An 18,245-nucleotide genomic window follows, 5' to 3' on the forward strand; every position below is an offset into this window, starting at 1 on the left:
AGAGTTGTTTTCAACTCTTACTATTATACAGACTTTTTCAGACTTGTCAACACTTTTTTTAAACTTTTTTAATTAATTTTACCACTGCTTCAGTTCGAGCGGTATGTGGGAACATGTCGACCGACTGGATATAATGGAGATCATAGACTTCTACTAACCTCACCAAATCACGAGCCAAGGTCGAAACATTGCAAGAAATATAGACCATTTTTTCTGGTACATAGGTAAGAATAGTATCTAATAACTTATCATCCAGACCTGTACGTGGTGGATCTACGATCAGAGCATCTGCTCGGTAGCCTTCCTTATACCAGCGAGGAATAATCTCTTCCGCTGTTCCTGCTTCGTAATGTGTGTTGTCAAATCCCATTCTTTTAGCATTTCGCTTGGCATCTTCAATAGCTTCTGGAATAATATCCATACCTCTTAATGTTTTAACTTTCTTTGCGAAAGCAAATCCAATAGTTCCAACTCCACAATAAGCATCAATCAAATGGTCTTCTTTATTTACATCCAAGGCTTTTACCGCCTCGTTATAAAGAACTTCTGTTTGTTCAGGATTTAGTTGATAGAAAGCTCTAGGAGATAGTGAAAATTCATAATCGAGTACACCTTCTTGAATACTCTCTTCTCCCCATATAATCTCTGTCTTTTCACCATAAATCTCACTGGTTTTAGCTGTATTTGTATTAACAGCTACTGTCACAACCTCTGGAAAATCTTTAATTAAATCTTTTACCAGCAGGGTTAAATTAAGCTGGCGGTTTGTAACAACAATAATCTGAACCTGTCCAGTCTTTCTTGCTCGTCGGACCATTATAGTTCTAACACCTAGAACTTTTCTCTCATCCGTGATTGGAATCTGGTGATAAGTAAGCAATTCTGCTAGACGATTAGCAATCACTTGGGTTTCCTTGTCTTGTACCAGGCAGTCTTTCAACTCTACTAAATAGTGAGAGTTTTGTGCATATAAGCCCGCCTTAACCTGATTCTTAAATTTTCGAGTCTGAAATTGTAACTTAGCACGGTAATATTTTGGTTCCTGCATTCCAATAGTTGGGCGGATTTCATAGTTTTCATATCCTACAGGAGCAAATTTTTTCAGCGCTTGATGAAGTAAGTCCGTCTTGAACTCTAGCTGCTTATCATAATGCAGGTGCATGATTTGGCAGCCTCCGCACTCATTATAAATAGTACAAGCTGGCACAACTCGAAATTTAGACTTCTTATTAACCTTTAGTAATTTTGCTTCAACAAAGTTACGTTTAATAGAAGTAATCTGACAATAGATATCTTCACCTTTGAGAGCACCAGGCACAAAGACTAATGTTTTTTGATAAAAGCCGATTCCCTCACCATTAATTCCCATGCGCTTGATTTTTAATGGTATTTTTTGTTTCACTTTCAGATTCATACCCCTATCTTATCACATTTTGAGTTATAATAGAACTATGAAAATCACAAAACTTGAAAAGAAAAAAAGACTCTATCTGATGGAGCTTGATAATGGCGACAAATGCTACATTACTGAAGATACTATTGTTCGTTTTATGTTATCAAGAGATAAGGTGATAAGTGAAGAAGAATTGAAAGAGATTCAGGACTTTGCCAAATTTTCTTACGGTAAAAATCTAGCTCTCTACCACCTATCCTTTAAAGCTCGCACTGAAAAAGAAGTCAGAGAATATCTGAAAAAATACGATATTGATGAAAACGTAGTTTCTCAAGTCATTATTAATCTTAAAGAAGATAAGTGGATTAATGATGCTCAGTACGCTTATGCTATCATCAACGCCAATCAGCTTTCAGGAGACAAGGGACCTTATGTATTGATTCAGAAACTAACACAAAAAGGGGTTCCAAAATCTACTATAGAAGAGAACTTGAAAGAATTTGATTTTTCTGAAGTTGCTCAACGTGTAGCTAATAAACTATTGAAAAAATATGAAGGAAAACTTCCAGCTCGTGCCTTGCAAGATAAGATTATCCAGAATATGACCAACAAGGGTTTTTCCTATTCTGATGCTAAAAGTGCCTTTGATCAGTTGGATAGTCAAGTTGACCAAGAAACGACTCAGGAACTCATCTTCAAGGAACTTGATAAGCAATATGCTAAGTATGCCCGAAAATATGAAGGATACGAACTTAAACAGCGTTTAACTCAAGTTTTAGCACGAAAAGGATACGATTTTTCGGATATAGCAAGCGCTCTCAGAGAATATCTTTAATATTTTCATGTAAAATTCACAGATTTTAGGTAATTTTATGATACAATAGTAAATGATAAACTTATAAATTGTAGAAAGTTGGTTAGTTATGAAGCTTCCAAAAGAAGGCGACTTTATTACAATTCAAAGTTATAAGCATGATGGGAGTCTCCACCGAACTTGGCGGGACACCATGGTACTAAAAACAACAGAAAACGCCATTATTGGTGTCAACGATCATACACTGGTTACCGAAAGTGATGGTCGTCGTTGGGTCACTCGAGAACCGGCTATTGTTTACTTTCACAAGAAATATTGGTTTAATATCATTGCCATGATTCGCGATAATGGAATTTCCTACTATTGCAATATGGCTAGCCCCTACTATCTGGATGAAGAAGCACTGAAGTATATTGATTACGATTTGGATGTTAAAATTTTTACAGATGGAGAGAAACGTCTCTTGGACGTTGAGGAGTATGAGCGTCACAAACGCAAAATGAATTATTCTGATGACTTGGACTATATTTTAAAAGAACATGTCAAAATTCTTGTTGATTGGATTAACAATGGACGAGGTCCTTTCTCAGAAGCCTATGTAAACATTTGGTACAAGCGCTATGTAGAACTAAAGAATCGGTAAAGTTGTCAAACTGGGGGTAAGACCCCGGTTTTTTTATTTTAAAAACCCAGCTTTACAGCTAGGCTTATCCTTATATATCTAATTTTGTAACTGTAAATTTGATATGGGAATAGTCTTTTTCAACATCCTTATCCAGCAAGAAAACTGTGGCATCTTTCTTAACCTGAACCAAATCAATATTCTGAGCCTGGGCTGCATAGACGCATCCACAATAACATTGACGATAGATATCATACTCTTCACACATCTCTACCGAACGTTTGTAGCCTTGATTTTTCTTGAAATCACTTGGAAGATAGTGGGTTGTATAAATTTTTTGCACATCGATTCCGATACTATTAATGGTTTGAGAATTCTTATGAGGACTGATGGTCAAGGCTGAGCCAAAGTAGTCAAAGCCCAAGTCCATAGCCACTTGAGCTGTCTTATCCAGTCGGTAGTCAAAGCAAACCTTGCAACGGTCGCCACCTTCAGGCTCTTCTTCCAAACCTCGAACCAGTTTACGATATTCGTTAGGTTCATAAGGAGCTTCTAGGTATTGAACGCTATTGCCAGTTCGCTCATTGAAATCACTGACAAACTTTTTAGTCACATAGGCACGCTTATGGTATTCTGCCTTGGGATGGATATTAGAATTGGCAAAATAGATTGTCACATCTGCATACTTGGTCAAATATTCGAGGGTATAGGTACTGCAAGGGGCACAGCAAACGTGCATGAGAATGGTTGGCCGTTGCTCATTTTTCTCCCATACTTGTACCATCTTCTGCATGACACGGTCATAATTAATCTTCTGATTGAGGTTCATCTTGCTCAGAATTTCTTCTACATCGATCATGTTCTTCTCCTTTTTATAGTCTTATTTTATCATATAAGTTAGGAGAGCTCAAATCTATTTAGAAGTGAATATCATAAAAAGGAGGAATAGCCATTCCCTCCTTTTGTGTTTTTTATAAGTTGTTTTCTATAGAAAGCTTACATCATCCCACCCATCATACTTGGATCCATTGCTGGAGCTGGGGCTGCTGGTTCTGGTTTATTGGCTACGACTGCTTCCGTAGTCAAAATCAAGCTGGCTACAGATGCTGCATTTTGTAGAGCTGAACGACTCACTTTAACTGGGTCGATAATCCCTTGATCAATCATGTTAACCCATTCGCCAGTTGCTGCATTGAAGCCTGTACCAACTTCAGCATTTTTCAAACGATCGATAACGATAGAGCCTTCAAATCCTGCATTGTGGGCGATTTGACGAACAGGTTCTTCCAAAGCACGGAGAACAATATTGCGACCCGTTGCTTCGTCTCCTGTTAATTCCAAATCAGCTACGGCAGGGATAACATTTACAAGGGCTGTTCCACCACCTGCAACGATTCCTTCTTCAACAGCTGCACGAGTAGCGTTGAGGGCATCTTCAATGCGGAGTTTCATTTCTTTCAACTCAGTTTCAGTTGCAGCTCCGACCTTGATGACTGCTACACCACCTGACAATTTCGCCAAGCGTTCTTGCAATTTTTCACGGTCAAATTCAGAAGTTGTGGTTTCGATTTGAGACTTGATAACTGCAACACGGTGAGAAATCGCTTCAGGATTTCCAGCACCTTCTACGATAACCGTGCTATCTTTGTCCACAGTTACTCTCGCTGCTTGACCAAGAGCTTCAATTGTCGCATCTTTCAACTCAAGACCTAGGTCTTCTGTGATAACTGTTCCGCCTGTTAAGATGGCGATATCTTCAAGCATGGCTTTGCGACGGTCACCAAAACCAGGTGCCTTAACGGCTACTACGTTGAAGGTTCCACGAATCTTGTTCAAAACAAGAGTTGGAAGAGCTTCGCCATCAACATCATCCGCAATAATCAAGAGTGGACGATTGCTTTGGAGAATACTTTCTAGGAGTGGCAAGATTTCTTGGATATTTGAAATCTTCTTATCAGTAATCAAAATGTATGGATTTTCAAGATCAGCTACCATTTTTTCGCTATCTGTCACCATGTACTGTGAAAGGTAACCACGGTCAAACTGCATTCCTTCCACAACTTCAAGTTCTGTTTCCATACCACGTGACTCTTCGATAGTGATGACTCCGTCTTTGCCAACTTTTTCCATGGCTTCAGAAATGTACTCACCGACTTTTTCAGAACGAGAAGAGACAGCAGCAACCTGAGCGATGGCTTCTTTATTAGCGACAGGGATGGCATTATTTTTCAAGGCTTCTACTGCTGCGGCAACTGCTGTTTCAATCCCACGACGAATTCCGATTGGATTGGCACCTGCAGTGACATTTTTGATTCCTTCACGGACGATAGCTTGGGTCAAGACTGTTGCAGTCGTAGTCCCGTCACCTGCGATATCATTGGTTTTAGAAGCTACTTCTGATACCAATTTGGCACCCATATTTTCAAAATGGTCTTCCAATTCGATTTCTTTGGCAATAGTCACACCGTCATTGGTAATCAAGGGTGAACCGAATGACTTTTCAAGAACGACATTACGGCCTTTTGGTCCCAAGGTTACTTTAACAGTGTCTGCAAGGATATCGACACCACGGACCATAGCTGAACGGGCATCAGATGAAAATTTAATTTCTTTTGACATACTTACTTTCTCCTTCTATTTTTCAATGATAGCCAAGATGTTAGCTTCGCCTACGATGATGTACTTTTCATCGCCATCTTTGACATCAAGACCTGCGTGTGCTTCAACCAAGACACGGTCTCCAGCTTTAACACTTGGAGCAACCAAGTCACCGTTCAAGGTACGAACACCTTGTCCAGTAGCCACAACTTGAGCTGTTTTGGTTTTTTCTTGGGCTGAACCTGCGAGGACAAAACCTCCAACAGTTTGTTCTTTTTCTTCTACTTTTAAGACCACACGGTCCCCTAATGGTTTCAACATCTGATTTCCTCCATAATGAGATAGATATCATTAGCACTCTTTACACTTGAGTGCTAATTCATAGTTCTATTGTATCACTTGGTCAGAAATAGTCAAGAAAAAAGTCTGACTTTCTCAATATAAAAAGCCTGAGACCAACTCAGACTTTTTAATGCTTAAAATGGCAATTCTTCCTCTTCCAAAACCAAATCCGCCAAATCTTGTCCTGCATTATTTTCACGCATGGCACGTTGAGCACGACTTTCCAAGAGTTGGAATCCTGTCACAAGGACTTCAGTCACATAGTTCATCTGACCATTTTTCTCAAAACGACGGGTACGAAGTTCTCCATCCACAGAGATAAGACTACCTTTAGTTGCGTAGCTGGCCAAGCTTTCTGCTAGTTTGCCCCATAGAACCATATTGACAAAGTCAGCTTCGCGCTCCCCATTTTGGTCTTTGTAACGACGGTTCACAGCGATAGTTGCTCGCGCTACTGACTTGTCATTGTTGGTTTTGTGCAATTCTGGTGTAGACGTCAAACGCCCAATCATGATAACTTTATTATACATATTTTCTTCCTCCTACTTATCTATTCGTAGGAAATCAAAAAAAGTTACAGAAATTTGTAACTTTTCGAGGAAATTTTTTACTTTTTATGAACCATGAAACCTGTCGCCTGTTGATTGGCCATAATGGTCATATCTGTAATCTGCACACGATGAGGTTGACTGGTCACATAGACTACTGTGTCTGCAATATCCTGAGCTTGCAAGGCTTCGATTCCCTGATAAACCGTCGCAGCCCGCTCTTTGTCACCATGAAAACGTACTGTAGAAAAATCTGTTTCGACAATTCCAGGCTGAATGGTTGTCACCTTGATATCCGTTGCGATGGTATCAATTCGCAGTCCATCTGAAAAGGTCTTAACTGCTGCCTTGGTAGCTGAATAAACTGCTGCACCTGCATAGGCATAAATTCCTGCGGTTGAGCCCATATTGATGATATGTCCTTGATTGGCTTTTACCATTGCTGGCAAGAAACAGCGAGTAACCGCCATCAAACCCTTAACATTGGTATCCAACATTGTCAACATATCCAGCTCTTCATAATCCTGATAGGGTGCTAAACCTAGTGCCAAGCCTGCATTGTTGACCAGAATATCAATCTGGCCTATCGTTTCTATTATATCAGAGCAGACAGTCTTCACCATGGTCATATTCGTGACATCTAGTAGAAAGGTCCAGACAGTTTGATTTTGGAAGGCTTCTGCAAACTCCGACTTAAGGGCTTCTAGTCTGTCTGTCCGTCGTCCAGTTAGAACGACATTCTCACCCTGCTCCAGATAAGCACGCGCAATCGCTTCACCAATACCTGATGTCGCTCCTGTAATCACAACATTTTTTGCCATCTTATTTCCTTCTAGCTGGTCTATCAGATACTAACAACTTCTTAGGCAGTCCAGTGTTTAGCTGGATCAAATGGAGTTCCGACAACTTGGTCTTCTGATAATTCAATAATACCACGTTTTTGCGGAGCATTTGGCAGATGCAATTCACGAGGACTACACATCATGCCAAAACTCTTTTCACCACGAAGCTCACCTGGGAAAATGAGATTCCCTTTGGGCATCATTGCTCCTGGAAGAGCTACAATGGTTTTCAACCCGACACGCGCATTGGGAGCCCCTGCAACGATTTGCACTGTCTTGTCACTCGCGACTGCAACTTGGCAGATGTTAAGGTGGTCACTATCAGGATGGGCTACCATCTCGACAATTTCACCAACAACAAACTTAGGTTCCTTGTCATTGACAATTTCTTCTGCAAAACCTTCCGCCTGCAATTCTTGGTTCAAACGAGCTACTTGTTCATCAGACAAAAAGACTTGACCGCGCTCTTCAATTTCAAACAAACTTGAAACTTCGAAAATATTCCACGCCACTGTTTCCCCATTATCTTTGAGGAAAACACGAGCTACCTTGCCTTTGCGCTCCACATCTAATTTGGCATCTCCGCTATTTTTCGCGATGACCATAAGGACATCACCGACATGTTCTTTGTTATATGTAAAAATCATTGTTTCCTTTTTCTCCTATTTCAGTCCTGCTAAAAAGTCGTTAATTTGTTGCTTGCTTTTACGGTCGCGATTAACAAAACGACTGATTTCCTTGTCTTTTTCTAGAACTACAAGGCTAGGAATTCCGTAAACATCCCAGAGTTTGGCTAAATCCATGTACTGGTCTCGGTCCACCCGAATAAAGGTGAACTCTGGATTGGTCTCCTCAATTTCTGGCAAGGCAGGATAGATATAACGGCAATCGCCACACCAGTCCGCCACAAAAAGAAAAACCTTCTTGCCATCTTTTTCTACTAAAGATGCTAATTCTTCTAAACTTGCTGGTTGTATCATAAGACTTCCTCCTCATAGACTAGGTCTTCATTTTCATAGACAAAGGTATAATGACGGCCATCCTCAAAAATGACGCCACCAACCAAGCTCTCTAGACTGCTTTCATAGACTTGAACATAGAGGGTCGCAATTTCCCCCATGTCTGAAAAATGGTCTCGCACAATCGCTGTCAACTCTTCCTGAGTCTTCCTGAGCTTACGGTCATCTGCAACTTTTTTCGTAGCAAGGGCAAGGCTTCCAATACCTAGCAGAGCCAAGCCTGCCATCCACATTTTTTTAGCTTTCATACCATTCATTTTAACACAAAAAAGGCTTTAGGACAAATGAGGAAGCAGCAGAAAAGCAAGTAAAAAGTCCCTTCCTTTAAGGAAAAGGACTTCTTATACTCAATGAAAAGCAAAGAGCAAACTAGGAAGCTAGCCGCAGGTTGCTCAAAACACTGTTTTGAGGTTGCAGATGGAAGCTGACATGGTTTGAAGAGATTTTCGAAGAGTATTATTCTTATTGCCAGGCACCTGAGTTGCCAACGTAGTAACCATCAGGCGTGTAGGTATTGCGAAGCATCTTACCTGATGAAGCCAGATAATACCACTTGCCATTATCTTTGACCCAATCATTCGCAATCATGGCACCAGAAGAACTTACATAATACCATTCTCCCTTGTCATAAACCCAAGCGCTTGCTTTCATAGAGCCTGAAGTTGATAAATAGTACCACTTGCCTTGGTCGTAAAGCCAACCACTAGCAATCATAGCTCCTGATGATTTAAAGGCATACCAATTGCTACCTTGATAAAGCCAAGTTTGATTGAACATGACTCCTTTATCATTCATAAAGTACCAAGTTCCCTTGTCTTTAACCCAAGCATTCTGCACTAATTGACCCTGTTTTTGATAGTACCAGTTTTGGTTTGATTTTAGCCAGCTTTCTGCTTTTACAATCGGATAAAGTTCTTTGAAAGATCCTCCATCATATTTGTGACTGATAGATTTTAGTTTTTCAAGTTTCAACTCGCCATTGTCATAATCTGCCCAAGCATAGACTTTTTGACCATTGACAGTCTCTGGTAAGGTAGCAGTGTAGGTCTTGGTTTGATAATCCCATTTAGCATCGAGGTAGGTGTATTGATCATTTGATTCTTCAAGACGATAGTAGCCTCTCTTTCCACTATCATTATGAATATCATCCACAACTTTCGTTGACCAGGTCTTCACTTCGTTTCCGCTCTTGGCCTCTACCTTGATATCTCCTCTATAGCCATATGGAACATAGAAATTCAGGTAACGCCCTTCTATACCAATCATAGACTTATCCTTTTCTTGACCTAGGAAATTGACAGTCTGATCTTGACCATTGAGACTAACCGTCCACTCGATTTTCTCGGTTTTTGGTAAATCCAAGACTTTGATATCCACTTCATGACCATTGTTAAACCGAAGAATCTTGCCATCTTGATACTGCACTCCACACTTAACAACCCATTCTTCTTTAAGCTCAAATGCCTGCCCTGAATGAGGTGAAACAAGCAAAGCTAGGCCTGCTAAAGCTAAACTAAATAGTGTGATTTGTTTCATTGTAAATCCTCCTTAATTTTTATTATGTTAATTATATCACTATGTTTTTATTTTGCAACTCATATCCTAAATATGCAAGTAAAAAACCTCTGAGATTCTTCTCAAAGGTTCTGATTTTGCTAATTGCTGTTCTCAACTGCTGCAGTCACAAAGGCAGTGTAGAGTTCTTCTGGGCGGTTTGGACGACTTGAAAGTTCAGGGTGATACTGACACGCTACAAAGAATTTATTTTCTGGAATTTCCACGATTTCGACCAAACGATTGTCTGGAGAAACTCCTGAGAAGACAAAGCCTGCTGCCTCAAACTGCTCACGGAAGGCGTTGTTAAACTCATAACGGTGACGGTGGCGGCGTTGCACCACTTCTTGATTGTGGTAAGCAGCTGCTGCCTTAGAGCCACGTTTCAACTTAGATGGATAAAGCCCCAAACGAAGGGTTCCACCCATATCCTCAACATCAATCTGATCACGCATGATATCAATGATAGGGTATTTTGTTTCTGGTGCAAGTTCTGCGGAATTGGCGCCCTCAAGCCCTAAAACGTTACGAGCAAACTCGATACAAGTCAACTGCATTCCCAAGCAGACACCCAACATAGGAACATCATTCTCACGCGCATAGCGGATGGCTTGAATTTTCCCTTCTGTGCCACGTTGACCAAAACCACCTGGTACGATAATTCCGTCTGCATCAGACAAGAGTTCCGCCACATTCTCTGCTGTCACATCATTGGCATTGATCCAATTGATTTTAACTTCTGCATCGTTGGCATAACCAGAGTGTTTCAAGGCTTCAACAACAGAAATGTAGGCATCTTGCAACTCAACATACTTACCGACAAGGGAAATTTTTACTTGTTTCTTGAGGTTCATGACCTTGTCCACCATAGCTGACCACTCTGTCATATCCGCTGCTGGTGCGTCTAATTTCAAGTGATCACAGACAATTTGGTCCATACCTTGTGCCTGCAAGTTCAATGGAATTTGGTAAAGGTGTTCGACATCCAAAGACTCGATAACGGCTTCTGGTGCCACATCACAGAACTGGGCCAGTTTGTTTTTAATTCCTTGACCAGCTGGTTCTTCTGTACGAATAACCAACATATTTGGCTGGATTCCCAAGCCACGCAATTCTTTGACAGAGTGTTGAGTTGGTTTGGTTTTCATTTCACCAGCTGCCTTGAGATATGGAAGCAAAGTTGTATGAATGTACATGACATTATCTGCACCCACATCTGCCTTCATCTGACGAAGGGCCTCTAGAAATGGCAAGGACTCGATATCCCCGACAGTTCCACCAACCTCTGTGATAATGACATCAGAATCAGTCGTTAGAGCGGCACGCTTGATTTTTTCTTTCAAAGCATCTGTGATATGAGGAATAACCTGAACAGTTGCCCCAAGGTATTCTCCACGGCGTTCCTTACGAAGAACTTCACTATAAATTTTACCAGTTGTCACGTTGGAATATTTGTTGAGATTGATATCGATGAAACGTTCATAGTGACCCAAGTCCAAATCTGTCTCAGCTCCGTCATCTGTCACAAAAACTTCCCCGTGCTGGTAAGGGCTCATAGTTCCCGGATCGATATTGATATAAGGGTCAAACTTTTGAATGGTTACCTTGAGACCACGATTTTTCAAGAGACGGCCTAGACTCGCTGCCACAATCCCTTTTCCAATAGACGATACCACACCACCAGTTACAAAAATATATTTCGTAGACATAGATTCCTCTTTCTAAAATGCTCAAGATCTTGTTAACTACGAGGGGACATAGAAAACAAGACCCTACTAATAAGAATAATCTGGAACGACTGCACCAGATTCACAACCAATACTCTTCGAAAATCAAATTTAAACCGCGTCAACGTCGCCTTGCCATACGCAAGTACAGCCTGCGGCTAGTTTCCTAGTTTCCTAGTTTGCTCTTTGATTTTCATTGAGTATAAAATACAAGAAGATAACTTCTTGAAAAAACAAAAATAGCTCCCTAAGAACTAGGGAGCTCCGACCTCTAAAAGAGGTGCCCGAACAATATGATACCTAAAAATAGGATAATTGTCAATAGCTAACTTTTATTCCTCGATGTTTTCAGCATCATCGTCTGAAAACTCGTCGTCTTCTTCGTTGAGATCCACGTCTTCACCCAAGTCATCAGGGGCAATCTCGTTAATTTCTGCGTCGTAAGCTTCAACTTCATTTTTCTCATCATCCGGATTTTCATCATCGTATGAAAGAGCTGGATCTGCTTCGTATGCATCTTCGTCTTCTGGATCATCTGCATTGTAGTCAATAGCATCTGAATCGCCATCCATGAAGGCATTGACGCGTTTTTTCTTAGCTTTTGGTGCTACTTCATCGTCGTCATTTTCTTCAAGAGCGATGATTTCTTCGTCGATTTCGTCTACACCATACCATGAACGAAGACCCCATTTGTTGTCTCCAAGTGAGATGAAGCTACCGTCAAAGTTCAACTCTGTGTAGAACAAAGGCAAGGCTTCACGGATATCGCTGTTTGATGTTCCAAGGTAGTTTTGAATTTCGTTTACAAGATCGCTAAAATGCATCTCGTGATCGCGACCACGAAGTTCCAAGATAGCACGCGCTACCTCAATCATAGATAGTTCACTTTTTTCTTGCCCAGCAAATACTTCTAATTCCAAAGCGTTTCTCCTCATTTATACTACTATCGCCAGAGCAAACAGACTCTGACCTCATTTTATCATTTACTCTTTATTTTACGATAATTTTGCAGAATAGTCAAAGGTTAAGGGGGAGAACTAATACAAATCTTCTAAGCTTCTATATTCTATGACTTCATTTTTTATGATGCTCTTTTGGAATTCAAAATGATTCAAAGGATTATCAATTAACACTAGCTTGGGAATATCATCTAGGTTAGTAACTAAGGATAAAATAAAATCTGATTTAAACTCTTTGGCTTTTTCATATTCTCTGGCAGTCAATCGAATGCGACCCTTAGATTTTCGAATTCCTTTAACTTCGGCAAGATAGGAATGATCTTGCACATCTACTTGAAAGTCATATCCATCACCATAAAGACGGGCATCGGTCAATAGTCCACCTTGAAATTTTTCTTCTTTATCAAAATGAAGGATAAAATAATTCTCTGCTTCCATTCCAGTTTCTTGTAGACGTTTGAATTTAGTTCGAATAATTGGCTTTTCAATAGTTGTAATACCCATTTGCTTCCCTTCACTGGCAAGTAACATTTTAACTATTTCAGCATAACTATGAACATCTTCATTTCCAAACATCATATCAATTAAATCTTTACGAAAACGGTAAACTTCAGCTTTCTGCCACCAACCTTTTCGATTATTGTCAAAATAAGGATCAAATAAATCCATTCTATTTTTTACAACTCCAGTTGTTTCAGCAATTCCCAGAGAAACCACATAGCGATAAAACTCCGACTTGCTAGAACATTGAAATTCTTTTATAAAAAGCTTGTCAAACTTGGCAAGACCGTAGCCAATTAAATTTAACAATTCATAATGCGGGTGCTTAGACATCACTTTCTCCATCAATAGATATTGATTTTATTATACCAAAAAAACACGGCTCATCACCGTGTTTCTGTGTTTATTTAACGAGTTTCTTCATCTCATCAATACGTGCTACGGTCGCATCGTATTTGGCTTGGTAGTCGGCTTGTTTGTCGCGTTCTTTTTGGACGACTTCTGGTTTGGCATTGGCTACGAAACGTTCGTTAGAGAGCTTCTTACCAACCATGTCCAGTTCTTTTTGCCATTTAGCCAGTTCCTTGTCTAGACGAGCCAGTTCTTCTTCGACGTTGAGGAGGTCTGCGAGTGGCAAGTAGATTTCTGCTCCTGTGATGACGCTTGACATAGCGAGTTCAGGTGCAGGGATGGCTGATGCGATTTCCAAGTGTTCTGGATTTGTGAAGCGTTTGATGTAGTTGACATTGCTGTTAAAGAAAGCTTCCAAGTCGCTATCGCTTGTCTTAACAAGGATTGTGATTGGCTTGCTTGGTGCAACGTTTACTTCCGCACGCGCATTACGAACAGCACGGATCAAGTCTTTGAGGCTTTCTACACCAGTGTGGGCAGCAAGGTCTTCGAAGGCTGGGTTAACAGTTGGGTATTCTGCTGTGACGATAGATCCTTCTGAGATTTGGCCAAAGATTTCCTCTGTCACGAATGGCATGATTGGGTGAAGGAGACGAAGAATCTTGTCCAAAGTATAAAGGAGAACAGAGCGTGTGATGACTTTCTCTTCTTCGTTATCACTATAAAGGACTTCCTTGGTCAACTCAACATACCAGTCCGCAAATTCATCCCAAATGAAGTTGTAGAGGATATGTCCAGCTACACCAAACTCAAATTTATCAAAGTTGGCAGTTGCTTTTCCAATCGTTTCATTGAGATTGTGGAGAATCCAGCGGTCTGTGACATTTCCAGCTTCCTTGTTGACAACTTTTTCCACATTGGCAGTTGCTTGCTCAAGGGTCAAACCTTCATTGTTCATGAGGATGTAGCGAGAGATGTTCCAAATCTTGTTAATAAAGTTCCAAGAAGCATCCATTTTCTCGTAAGAGAAGCGCACGTCTTGCCCTGGTGCAGAACCGTTTGAAAGGAACCAACGAAGGGCATCGGCACCGTATTTCTCGATAACATCCATTGGGTCAATCCCGTTACCAAGAGATTTAGACATCTTGCGTCCTTGCTCGTCACGGATAAGACCGTGGATAAGGACGTTTTGGAATGGCTGACGGCCAGTGAATTCCAAAGATTGGAAGATCATACGAGACACCCAGAAGAAGATGATATCGTAACCTGTTACCAAGGTTGAAGTTGGGAAGTAACGTTTGAAGTCTTCTGAGTCGACATCAGGCCAGCCCATGGTTGAGAATGGCCAGAGGGCAGAACTGAACCAAGTATCCAAGACATCTTCGTCTTGAGTCCATCCGTCACCTTCTGGAGCTTCTTCGCCGACGTACATTTCACCTTCAGCATTGTACCAAGCAGGGATTTGGTGACCCCACCAGAGCTGACGTGAGATTACCCAGTCATGGACATTTTCCATCCATTGGAGGAAGGTATCGTTGAAACGAGGTGGGTAGAATTCTACCTTGTCATCTGTATCTTGGTTGGCAATAGCATTTTTAGCCAATTGGTCCATCTTAACGAACCATTGAGTAGACAGGCGTGGTTCAACCACAACACCTGTACGCTCTGAGTGACCAACACTGTGGACACGTTTTTCGATTTTAACGAGGGCACCGATTTCTTCCAACTTGGCAACAACTGCCTTACGAGCTTCAAAACGATCCATACCTGCAAATTCGAAGGCCAAGTCGTTCATGGTTCCGTCGTCGTTCATGACGTTGACTTGTGGCAAGTTATGGCGTTGACCAACCAAGAAGTCGTTTGGATCATGGGCAGGTGTGATTTTCACGACACCAGTACCAAACTCAGGATCTGCGTGTTCATCCCCAACGATTGGGATGAGTTTGTTAGCGATTGGAAGGATGACGTTTTGACCAATCAAATCCTTGTAGCGTGGGTCTTCTGGATTGACCGCAACCGCAACGTCCCCAAACATGGTCTCAGGACGAGTGGTCGCAACTTCAAGGGCGCGTGAACCGTCTTCCAGCATGTAATTCATGTGGTAGAAGGCACCTTCGACATCCTTATGGATAACCTCGATATCAGAAAGGGCTGTGCGAGCTGCTGGGTCCCAGTTGATGATAAACTCACCACGGTAGATCCAGCCTTTCTTGTAAAGGTCCACAAAGACCTTACGAACAGCTTTTGACAAGCCTTCATCAAGAGTGAAACGCTCGCGAGAGTAGTCGACAGAGAGCCCCATCTTGCCCCATTGTTCCTTGATAGTAGTGGCATATTCGTCTTTCCATTCCCAGACCTTATCGAGGAATTTCTCACGACCTAGGTCATAACGCGTAATGCCCTCACCACGCAAGCGCTCCTCAACCTTAGCCTGAGTGGCAATCCCCGCGTGGTCCATCCCTGGAAGCCAAAGGGTATCAAAACCTTGCATACGTTTTTGACGGATAATGATATCCTGCAAAGTCGTATCCCAAGCGTGACCAAGGTGAAGCTTACCAGTTACATTTGGTGGTGGAATGACGATTGAATAAGGCTTAGCCTTTTGATCGCCTGAAGGCTTGAAAACATCAGCGTCAAGCCATTTTTGGTAACGACCAGCCTCAACCTCGGCTGGATTGTATTTAGGTGAAAGTTCTTTAGACATGTGTTTGTCCTTTCTCTATTTTGTTCATTTTATTTTGAATTTGCTTAGCAGCTTCTTTTGCAGTCAAACTCGTATTATTTATTTTAAAGTAGTGGTGCAACTCATTCGGTTGATGTTGGGAATTTAATTGAAGGGTTTCAGTGGTCTCTAAAATTTCTCTTTCAGATATCTCAATATGCCGTTTCAAGGGCTTGTACTTCAACCGGTTCTCCGTTCGATTTCGACGTAAACGCTCCTCAAGACTTGTTTCCAACTCCACAAAAAGAATCTCTTGATGATAGTCATCCAACAAATCCTGAATTTGCTTCAAATACATCAGCTGGTACTGATTTGAAAAATCAATTACGTCTGTTAAAATTACTGATCGCTGATTTCTTGCACTTGCTCCAAGGAAAGAAAAGGTGATTCCACGAACAAATTCCCACATCTCCTCTGTATAATCCTGATAGATTTCTAATGCAAAATCGATGGCTTGATGGTTATAAAAGAGGGTAGCATTCGTCAGTCGAGATAACTCTTGACCAATCGTCATTTTCCCAGAAGCTGGAGCCCCAATGATGAAAAGATGCATCAAATCACCCCCCACTCACTCCTCAGCATCCGCCACTGTACGAACTCGTAAGACGAGTCGTTCGGTTTCTAATCGTTCTAGCAATTCAGCTCTTGACATTCTTCTTCCTCGCTTTCTTGATAAAGCTTCCCATGGGATTGACTCGATCATCTAGATAACGATAAACGCGCTGGTGACCGTCCCCCATAAAGTAAGTCGGCGCAAAACGGTCATTTTTAAAATGTCCCTTATCATCCAAAAGTTCAGGATTAGCCAGTCGGTCCAGAATCTTAGCAAAGATGTGGCAGATTCCATCTTCTTCGATAATCCGATCCACCTGGCAATCCAAAACGACTGGACAAGATTCCAAAATCGGAGCATGAGTCTGTTCAGAAATCTCGTAGTCTAGTCCCAGGTGTTTCAGTTTCTCCCGATGACTGATAAAGCCGGCCTGCTCCATCGCAAGCATGGAAGTTTCATCAGGAATATTTACGGTGAACTTCTGATAGTACTTTATCTGATCAGCCGCATTTTCCTCAGCACCAACACCGATGACTAGCCAATCTCCCAGACTATAAGAGGAGCTACATGTCGTAATATTGTGTCCAAAATTCTGATCCTGATACCCCAAAATGAAGATAGGAAAACCATAATAGAGTTTACTTGTTTTAAAAGATTGCTTCATAACAACCTCCTTTTACTAAGACACAAAAGAAAATCCCTGCCATCTACATGACAGGGACGAATGTATTTATCCGCGGTACCACCCAATTTCGGGCAGTTGCCCGCAACTCTCGTCTTTAAAACAAAAAGACACTTTTATTTCAATTTTTCATCCATTAGCAACCAGTTTTGACACATTTGTGGACTTCTCAGCACCGCCACTTTCTGTAAAATGCGGGATTCAAAACACCTCTAATGGCTCTATTGTAGCAAGATTTTTTCGGAATTGCAAGGCACAAGAAAGATTACTTGAACTTGATGCCATTTTCTTTCAATTTCTTGATGGTAGCTGGGCCGATTCCTTTCAAGGCAAGGAGTTCTTTTTCAGTCCAGTTTTTAAAATCTGACGCAGACTTGATGCCTTCATCATAGAAAGTTTTGGCACGGTCAAGTGGGAGTCCACCCAAGTTTGCTGCAAAATCTTCTACAGAATTAGCTACTTTTTGAGCTTGCTCTTTGGTAGCTTCTACTGCTTGTTCAACTTTTTTAGAAACAGCCTTACCAGCTTGGCTTGCTGACTGTTCTGCACGTTTCACGACTTTCTTTGTCTCTTCTACAACCTTAGTCACAGCACTTGAAAAGGCACCTGCGCGACGGAGACTATTTCGTAATTGTTTTTTACGATTGAGTTTCTTTGACATGATAAAATCCTTTCAATAAAAAATCCCTGCTCTGACAAGGATTTAATATAAATATTCTATCAAGATTTTAGTAAAAAATCAAGAATCTTTCTCGTTTAATAATTTCGCTCACCAAACAAGCCATCTGGCAAATCATGGAATCCCTTGCCTGCTTTGAAATTATCAAATTTTCCAAGCAAGAACTGATAAGCATCCAAACGGCTTTCGTAACGAATCATAGCATCTTTGGCACGCTCGTCTTGGTCTTCTTCATAGACCTTTTGGCTTTCCTTGAGCGCCATGTCGTTAATCATAATCTGGGTATTAACCCAAGCTTCAAATTCCTTCATAAATTCTTGTTCGTAACTCATTTTTTCT

The 18,245-nt window shown here is 41.2% G+C and carries 20 protein-coding genes and 1 pseudogene; 2 read left to right on the forward strand and 19 right to left on the reverse strand.

The window, feature by feature from the left end; genetic code table 11:
• Positions 1-58: 58 nt before the first annotated feature.
• Positions 59-1,414 (reverse strand): 23S rRNA (uracil(1939)-C(5))-methyltransferase RlmD, encoded by a 1,356-nt coding sequence (gene rlmD, locus ACLNCW_RS08225; protein ID WP_424845974.1) that lies wholly within the window; start codon positions 1,412-1,414, stop codon positions 59-61.
• Between the two features lie 37 nt (positions 1,415-1,451).
• Between rlmD and recX the strand changes: the two genes are divergently transcribed.
• Positions 1,452-2,228, forward strand: a complete 777-nt coding sequence (gene recX, locus ACLNCW_RS08230) for a recombination regulator RecX (protein ID WP_084928121.1) — start codon at positions 1,452-1,454, stop codon at positions 2,226-2,228.
• Positions 2,229-2,316: 88 nt separating this feature from the next.
• Positions 2,317-2,850, forward strand: coding sequence for a nucleoside tri-diphosphate phosphatase (gene ntdP / locus ACLNCW_RS08235; RefSeq protein ID WP_000775316.1), 534 nt, complete (start codon positions 2,317-2,319; stop codon positions 2,848-2,850).
• 70 nt (positions 2,851-2,920) lie between these two features.
• On the opposite strand, the gene ACLNCW_RS08240 is transcribed toward ntdP, so the two are convergent.
• From ACLNCW_RS08240 to ACLNCW_RS08325, 18 genes and pseudogenes are all read right to left on the reverse strand, one after another.
• Positions 2,921-3,688 (reverse strand): epoxyqueuosine reductase QueH, encoded by a 768-nt coding sequence (locus tag ACLNCW_RS08240; protein ID WP_004258744.1) that lies wholly within the window; start codon positions 3,686-3,688, stop codon positions 2,921-2,923.
• Between the two features lie 137 nt (positions 3,689-3,825).
• On the reverse strand, positions 3,826-5,448 hold the full coding sequence (gene groL / locus ACLNCW_RS08245) for a chaperonin GroEL (RefSeq protein ID WP_000031580.1): 1,623 nt from the start codon (positions 5,446-5,448) through the stop codon (positions 3,826-3,828).
• Positions 5,449-5,463: 15 nt separating this feature from the next.
• Positions 5,464-5,748, reverse strand: a complete 285-nt coding sequence (gene groES, locus ACLNCW_RS08250; protein ID WP_000917337.1) for a co-chaperone GroES — start codon at positions 5,746-5,748, stop codon at positions 5,464-5,466.
• Positions 5,749-5,903: 155 nt separating this feature from the next.
• Positions 5,904-6,299: a single-stranded DNA-binding protein gene (locus tag ACLNCW_RS08255; RefSeq protein ID WP_000282464.1), complete on the reverse strand. Its 396-nt coding sequence runs from the start codon at positions 6,297-6,299 to the stop codon at positions 5,904-5,906.
• Positions 6,300-6,376: 77 nt separating this feature from the next.
• Positions 6,377-7,138 (reverse strand): SDR family NAD(P)-dependent oxidoreductase, encoded by a 762-nt coding sequence (locus tag ACLNCW_RS08260; RefSeq protein WP_424845977.1) that lies wholly within the window; start codon positions 7,136-7,138, stop codon positions 6,377-6,379.
• Positions 7,139-7,179: 41 nt separating this feature from the next.
• On the reverse strand, positions 7,180-7,806 hold the full coding sequence (gene ytpR / locus ACLNCW_RS08265; RefSeq protein WP_424845979.1) for a YtpR family tRNA-binding protein: 627 nt from the start codon (positions 7,804-7,806) through the stop codon (positions 7,180-7,182).
• A 15-nt stretch (positions 7,807-7,821) separates the two neighbouring features.
• Entirely contained in the window at positions 7,822-8,139 is a 318-nt protein-coding gene (locus ACLNCW_RS08270; RefSeq protein WP_261120668.1) for a thioredoxin family protein, read from the reverse strand.
• Complete coding sequence (locus tag ACLNCW_RS08275; protein WP_033684800.1) at positions 8,136-8,435, reverse strand: DUF4651 domain-containing protein; 300 nt, start codon at positions 8,433-8,435, stop codon at positions 8,136-8,138. The genes ACLNCW_RS08270 and ACLNCW_RS08275 overlap by 4 nt, the downstream gene beginning before the upstream one ends.
• Positions 8,436-8,640: 205 nt before the next feature.
• Complete coding sequence (locus tag ACLNCW_RS08280; protein ID WP_424845981.1) at positions 8,641-9,714, reverse strand: N-acetylmuramoyl-L-alanine amidase family protein; 1,074 nt, start codon at positions 9,712-9,714, stop codon at positions 8,641-8,643.
• A 119-nt stretch (positions 9,715-9,833) separates the two neighbouring features.
• Entirely contained in the window at positions 9,834-11,441 is a 1,608-nt protein-coding gene (locus ACLNCW_RS08285) for a CTP synthase (RefSeq protein WP_064276273.1), read from the reverse strand.
• Positions 11,442-11,791: 350 nt separating this feature from the next.
• Entirely contained in the window at positions 11,792-12,379 is a 588-nt protein-coding gene (gene rpoE, locus ACLNCW_RS08290) for a DNA-directed RNA polymerase subunit delta (RefSeq protein WP_000418405.1), read from the reverse strand.
• Between the two features lie 117 nt (positions 12,380-12,496).
• Positions 12,497-13,252: a DUF3883 domain-containing protein gene (locus tag ACLNCW_RS08295; RefSeq protein WP_020903137.1), complete on the reverse strand. Its 756-nt coding sequence runs from the start codon at positions 13,250-13,252 to the stop codon at positions 12,497-12,499.
• Between the two features lie 70 nt (positions 13,253-13,322).
• Positions 13,323-15,974, reverse strand: a complete 2,652-nt coding sequence (locus tag ACLNCW_RS08300; RefSeq protein WP_424845984.1) for a valine--tRNA ligase — start codon at positions 15,972-15,974, stop codon at positions 13,323-13,325.
• Complete coding sequence (locus ACLNCW_RS08305; protein ID WP_268718039.1) at positions 15,967-16,545, reverse strand: AAA family ATPase; 579 nt, start codon at positions 16,543-16,545, stop codon at positions 15,967-15,969. The genes ACLNCW_RS08300 and ACLNCW_RS08305 overlap by 8 nt, the downstream gene beginning before the upstream one ends.
• An 18-nt stretch (positions 16,546-16,563) precedes the next feature.
• A pseudogene (locus ACLNCW_RS08310) lies at positions 16,564-16,644 on the reverse strand (GNAT family N-acetyltransferase); the annotation flags it as partial.
• Positions 16,631-17,209 (reverse strand): flavin reductase family protein, encoded by a 579-nt coding sequence (locus tag ACLNCW_RS08315; RefSeq protein WP_424845987.1) that lies wholly within the window; start codon positions 17,207-17,209, stop codon positions 16,631-16,633. The gene ACLNCW_RS08315 and the pseudogene ACLNCW_RS08310, both read right to left, overlap by 14 nt.
• A gap of 283 nt (positions 17,210-17,492) precedes the next feature.
• Entirely contained in the window at positions 17,493-17,888 is a 396-nt protein-coding gene (locus ACLNCW_RS08320; RefSeq protein WP_084864475.1) for a helix-hairpin-helix domain-containing protein, read from the reverse strand.
• 95 nt (positions 17,889-17,983) lie between these two features.
• Entirely contained in the window at positions 17,984-18,238 is a 255-nt protein-coding gene (locus ACLNCW_RS08325) for a DUF1912 family protein (protein WP_120719185.1), read from the reverse strand.
• Between the last annotated feature and the right edge of the window lie 7 nt (positions 18,239-18,245).

The organism is Streptococcus sp. CL6.22 (assembly GCF_049738055.1).
In the GTDB taxonomy this organism is placed as follows: Bacteria; Bacillota; Bacilli; order Lactobacillales; family Streptococcaceae; genus Streptococcus; species Streptococcus mitis_DJ.

Excerpts from the sequence above, each read along its gene's own strand:
- rlmD (WP_424845974.1), bottom strand. The coding sequence starts at position 1,414 with ATGAATCTGAAAGTGAAACAAAAAATACCATTAAAAATCAAGCGCATG.
- recX (WP_084928121.1), top strand. The coding sequence starts at position 1,452 with ATGAAAATCACAAAACTTGAAAAGAAAAAAAGACTCTATCTGATGGAG.
- ntdP (WP_000775316.1), top strand. The coding sequence starts at position 2,317 with ATGAAGCTTCCAAAAGAAGGCGACTTTATTACAATTCAAAGTTATAAG.
- ACLNCW_RS08240 (WP_004258744.1), bottom strand. The coding sequence starts at position 3,688 with ATGATCGATGTAGAAGAAATTCTGAGCAAGATGAACCTCAATCAGAAG.
- groL (WP_000031580.1), bottom strand. The coding sequence starts at position 5,448 with ATGTCAAAAGAAATTAAATTTTCATCTGATGCCCGTTCAGCTATGGTC.
- groES (WP_000917337.1), bottom strand. The coding sequence starts at position 5,748 with ATGTTGAAACCATTAGGGGACCGTGTGGTCTTAAAAGTAGAAGAAAAA.
- ACLNCW_RS08255 (WP_000282464.1), bottom strand. The coding sequence starts at position 6,299 with ATGTATAATAAAGTTATCATGATTGGGCGTTTGACGTCTACACCAGAA.
- ACLNCW_RS08260 (WP_424845977.1), bottom strand. The coding sequence starts at position 7,138 with ATGGCAAAAAATGTTGTGATTACAGGAGCGACATCAGGTATTGGTGAA.
- ytpR (WP_424845979.1), bottom strand. The coding sequence starts at position 7,806 with ATGATTTTTACATATAACAAAGAACATGTCGGTGATGTCCTTATGGTC.
- ACLNCW_RS08270 (WP_261120668.1), bottom strand. The coding sequence starts at position 8,139 with ATGATACAACCAGCAAGTTTAGAAGAATTAGCATCTTTAGTAGAAAAA.
- ACLNCW_RS08275 (WP_033684800.1), bottom strand. The coding sequence starts at position 8,435 with ATGAATGGTATGAAAGCTAAAAAAATGTGGATGGCAGGCTTGGCTCTG.
- ACLNCW_RS08280 (WP_424845981.1), bottom strand. The coding sequence starts at position 9,714 with ATGAAACAAATCACACTATTTAGTTTAGCTTTAGCAGGCCTAGCTTTG.
- ACLNCW_RS08285 (WP_064276273.1), bottom strand. The coding sequence starts at position 11,441 with ATGTCTACGAAATATATTTTTGTAACTGGTGGTGTGGTATCGTCTATT.
- ACLNCW_RS08295 (WP_020903137.1), bottom strand. The coding sequence starts at position 13,252 with ATGTCTAAGCACCCGCATTATGAATTGTTAAATTTAATTGGCTACGGT.
- ACLNCW_RS08300 (WP_424845984.1), bottom strand. The coding sequence starts at position 15,974 with ATGTCTAAAGAACTTTCACCTAAATACAATCCAGCCGAGGTTGAGGCT.
- ACLNCW_RS08305 (WP_268718039.1), bottom strand. The coding sequence starts at position 16,545 with ATGCATCTTTTCATCATTGGGGCTCCAGCTTCTGGGAAAATGACGATT.
- ACLNCW_RS08315 (WP_424845987.1), bottom strand. The coding sequence starts at position 17,209 with ATGAAGCAATCTTTTAAAACAAGTAAACTCTATTATGGTTTTCCTATC.
- ACLNCW_RS08320 (WP_084864475.1), bottom strand. The coding sequence starts at position 17,888 with ATGTCAAAGAAACTCAATCGTAAAAAACAATTACGAAATAGTCTCCGT.
- ACLNCW_RS08325 (WP_120719185.1), bottom strand. The coding sequence starts at position 18,238 with ATGAGTTACGAACAAGAATTTATGAAGGAATTTGAAGCTTGGGTTAAT.